Source organism: Azorhizobium doebereinerae UFLA1-100 (assembly GCF_000473085.1).
Lineage (GTDB): Bacteria > Pseudomonadota > Alphaproteobacteria > Rhizobiales > Xanthobacteraceae > Azorhizobium > Azorhizobium doebereinerae.
On sequence record NZ_AXBA01000081.1, the window covers coordinates 1 to 3,586 of the forward strand.

Annotated in this window: 1 protein-coding gene and 2 pseudogenes; 1 reads left to right on the forward strand and 2 read right to left on the reverse strand. The window is 57.1% G+C overall.

Features of this window, described 5'->3' with window-relative positions; genetic code table 11:
* Positions 1 to 174: 174 nt before the first annotated feature.
* Positions 175 to 997, forward strand: a pseudogene (locus YU1_RS31290) (IS3 family transposase); the annotation flags it as partial.
* Positions 998 to 1,140: 143 nt separating this feature from the next.
* On the opposite strand, the gene YU1_RS33795 reads toward YU1_RS31290, so the two are convergent.
* A complete protein-coding gene (locus YU1_RS33795) occupies positions 1,141 to 2,421 on the reverse strand; it encodes a hypothetical protein (RefSeq protein WP_156922482.1) in 1,281 nt (426 codons plus the stop codon).
* A gap of 337 nt (positions 2,422 to 2,758) precedes the next feature.
* A pseudogene (locus YU1_RS34620) lies at positions 2,759 to 3,413 on the reverse strand (IS3 family transposase); the annotation flags it as partial.
* Positions 3,414 to 3,586 lie beyond the last annotated feature (173 nt).

Consider the following 3,586-nt stretch of genomic DNA (forward strand, 5'->3'; position numbering starts at 1 on the left):
CAGCGCACCAATCCGCTGGTGGACACGCTCGGCGCCATGCTGGACATGGGCCCGGCCGAGATCGATGAGCTGTGGCGGTTTTGTGCGGGGCTTTAGAGGCATCGAGGTTGTGGCCTGCCCCTGAAAAGTGGTCCTCCGTGAAGTAGGCTTTTGGGGCGTTTGGAGGATGGCGTGATGGCGCAGAAGAAGCACAAGCCGGAAGAGATCGTCGCGAAGCTTCGGCAGGTCGACGTTTTGGCGTCACCGGGGCGCCCGGTTTCGGAGGCGATCCGGGCCATCGGGGTGACGGCGTTCACCTATTATCGCTGGCGCAAAGAGTTCGGCGGGCTGAAGAGCGACCAGGTGAGCGGCTGAAGGATCTGGAGAAGGAGAACGAACGCCTGCGCAAGGCGGTTTCGGATCTGACGCTGGAGAAGTTGATCCTGAAGGAGGCTGCGTCGGGAAACTTCTGAGCCCCGCCCGTCGCCGTCGCTGCATCGCGCACGTCGTGGCCAAGCTCGGCGTATCGGAGCGGCTCGCATGTCGGGTTCTGGGGCAGCATCGATCCACGCAACGCAAGGTGCCAGTGGGCCGTGCCGATGAGGCGGGCCTGACCGCCGACATCATCGAACTTGCCACCCGATACGGGCGTTATGGATATCAGCGGATCACGGCTCTGTTGCAGGCCTCCGGCTGGACGGTGAACGTCAAACGGGTCGAGCGGATCTGGCGGCGGGAGGGGCTCAAGGTGCCGTGCAAGCAACCGAAGAAGGGCCGGCTCTGGCTCAATGAGGGGTCCTGCGTGCGGCTGCGGCCTGAATATCCCAACGATGTCTGGTCCTACGACTTCGTCGAGGATCGCACCCATAACGGGCGGAAGTTCCGCATGCTGAACGTGATCGACGATTTCACCAGGGAGTGCCTGGCAAGCCGTATCGACCGCAAGCTCAACTCGACTGCGGTCATCGACGCGCTGACGGACCCGTTCGTGCTGCGGGGCGTGCCGGGGCATGTTCGGCAGGGCTGAGGCGATCCTCGCCGAGCGAAAACGCATCAAGCGCAACACCATCGCAGATCGCCGCTTGCAGCATCAATTGCGAGCAGCTTAAACTCCCCCCCCCCATGAGCCAGAGCCTTCCTTCTCAAACCGCCTGATCAGTCTCAACTGATCTGACGACGGACATTGATGCCCGCATCGTTTAACGCACGCACAAAATCTTCATGATGGTAGTAATAATGTTGAAACTGCTCACAAGCGTCGATCTTCTCCAGTAGAGCATCTGATCTGAGCTTTTTGTCACCGAATTCACCGTGCACGTTTTCGATTATAGCTCGGCGTCTTTCGGGATCTACATTCCGCAATGCATCAACCAAATATCCCCCCGGTCCTGTTTTTACTTCTGTTGACGTATATGCGCCTGCGGCTCTTACCGCCGCGATATGAGACGCCATTGAAACGCGACATGTAGGAAATACCCAGACATTTAGATCAGACAACGCCAAGAGATAGAGGGAAGCGAAGAATGAGAAACATTCCTCTATGTCTATGAGTTGCTCGGGACGTTTGTCTGTCTCAGGTGTCGTTAACTTGTTCCAAGTCGGCATGCCTATAATCAGAGGCCGTACCGGCGCATACTTAGTGCAGAGATACCGCGCGTGGTGCACGGTCGCCAACACATCAAACGCGACGTCTTTGTTTAGACCAAGCATTGATCCCACTGAAAGATTTAGACCAGCTTTGGCTGCTCGATCCTGACTCTGCAGCCTGAACAAGAAACCATTTCCATTCTGCACAACACGGAAGTCATCGTCGATTCCGTGCGCTTTTGGCCCACACGAGATGTGTCGATTGTACAGGGCCTCATCGTACGTCTCTTGCCACATTATCACTCCGTCTGCACCGCAGGCAGCCAGATTCCTATATTGCGACTCCGTAAGGGCCATCGTGGAAAATAACAGCTGGCGGACGCTCCTTGTAGAGATGCGCGATCTCAACCGCCGCAGGAGAAGTGGAAGGGCATCCCGGACAAATCGGATGTCGTCGCCGCCTACAAGTTCAATATCATCTATGCCCTTCTCAAGAAGATACTGAGCTTGCACCTCGACCATCTCCTCATCAATGGTTAGGCGCCCCATTTGCGTGTTGTCGGCGCGCCAACCACAAAAATCACAGTTAGACGCACAGCGATTTGTAAACTCCACAGGAGACATCGTAAAAACTGAGCGACCATACTTCTTCGTCCTGAGGCGGGCAGAGTAGTCAAGGACCATGGCCTTAATCTTGCTAAAATCGGGCGTGTTGATCATGCCGATGAACGCCCTGATCTCCGAAGGCAACAAAGGACGATCTTGCGCTTCGTCTAGAATGTAAGCGGCCTCCTTGAGGCTCAGCCCGACGGCCGCACTGGGCGGCACTAATTCATCAACTGGCACCTGGTACATTGTTTATCTCCAATGGGACGGGAGGAAGCCGCTCGCCAGAGAGCCGCACTGGGATCAAAAGGGAAGGGCGGGCGTGGATGCCCCCCTCTCCTACGAAAATGCGCAGCAAATTATATGCCACCTCTCGCAGCTTTTGCGAAATCTATTTGTTGTTAAAGCCTTAAGGCCATTCGCCCTCAGGCGGCGTATTGTTCATTTAATTGATTCTATGTCGTAGAGTAGACGTTTTGATGCTGTTCTTGTCATATACTGAACATTTTGCGTCCCTGCCCGCGTTTGGGGGAGTTGGTAAAAGCGTCTTGACGCACATCTTCGATGGCCTCCTCCGCGCGGGGGAAACCTGGTTCAGCCGCTCGACCTTCAGCTTTCGCAGCAGGTGCGGATAGATCTTGTGCCCGACCGCCGGCTTCGAGGTGTTCGGCTTTCGGTAGATCGCCTCGACCCCCATCTTCTTCATCAGGGTGCGAACATGTCGGCGACCGACATCGACACCCTGGTTCGCCAGCAGGGCCGCCATCATCCAGCTGCCCGCGAACGGGTAGTTCAGATGAAGCTCGTCGATCCGCCGCATGATCGCCAGATCGACGGGTGGCACCGGCTTAGGCACGTAATAGACGCAGCCTCGGCTGATCCCGAGAGCCTTCGCCTGTTTCGAGATCGGCAGTTCGTGCACGGGGTCGATCATCGCCTTGCGCTCGGAAGGCCGGCCTTCACGAGCGCTCCGGCTAAAAAAAGTCGATCAGCGTCAACTCGCCGATCTTCGCGTGGAGAGCCCTCAGGTCGATCGGCGGCCTATCGGGATCGGATCGCGCCTCGGCGCCGAACACGCCGGCAGCGCCGTCGAGGAACTGCGACTTCCACGTCGTGATCTGGTTCGCGTGGGCATCGTACTGCTGAGTCAAATCGGCGAGCGTCTTCTCGCCCTTGATGGCAGCCAGCGCCATTTTCGTTTTGAAGGCCGGGATGTGGTTCCGGCGCGGTCGTCTCGACATCTTCTCTCCTGTTCGCCAAGCCATCTTGGCTGCTCACAGGCGGAAAGACCACTCAACGGACCTGTGCAGATTCCCGAAACTAGCACTACTTTGGCATTTTTTGATTTTTGGATCCCCGCTGGGATTCCCTCGGACCGGGTTGCGTGATTCATGGGTGGTCGGCTTATGGAGTG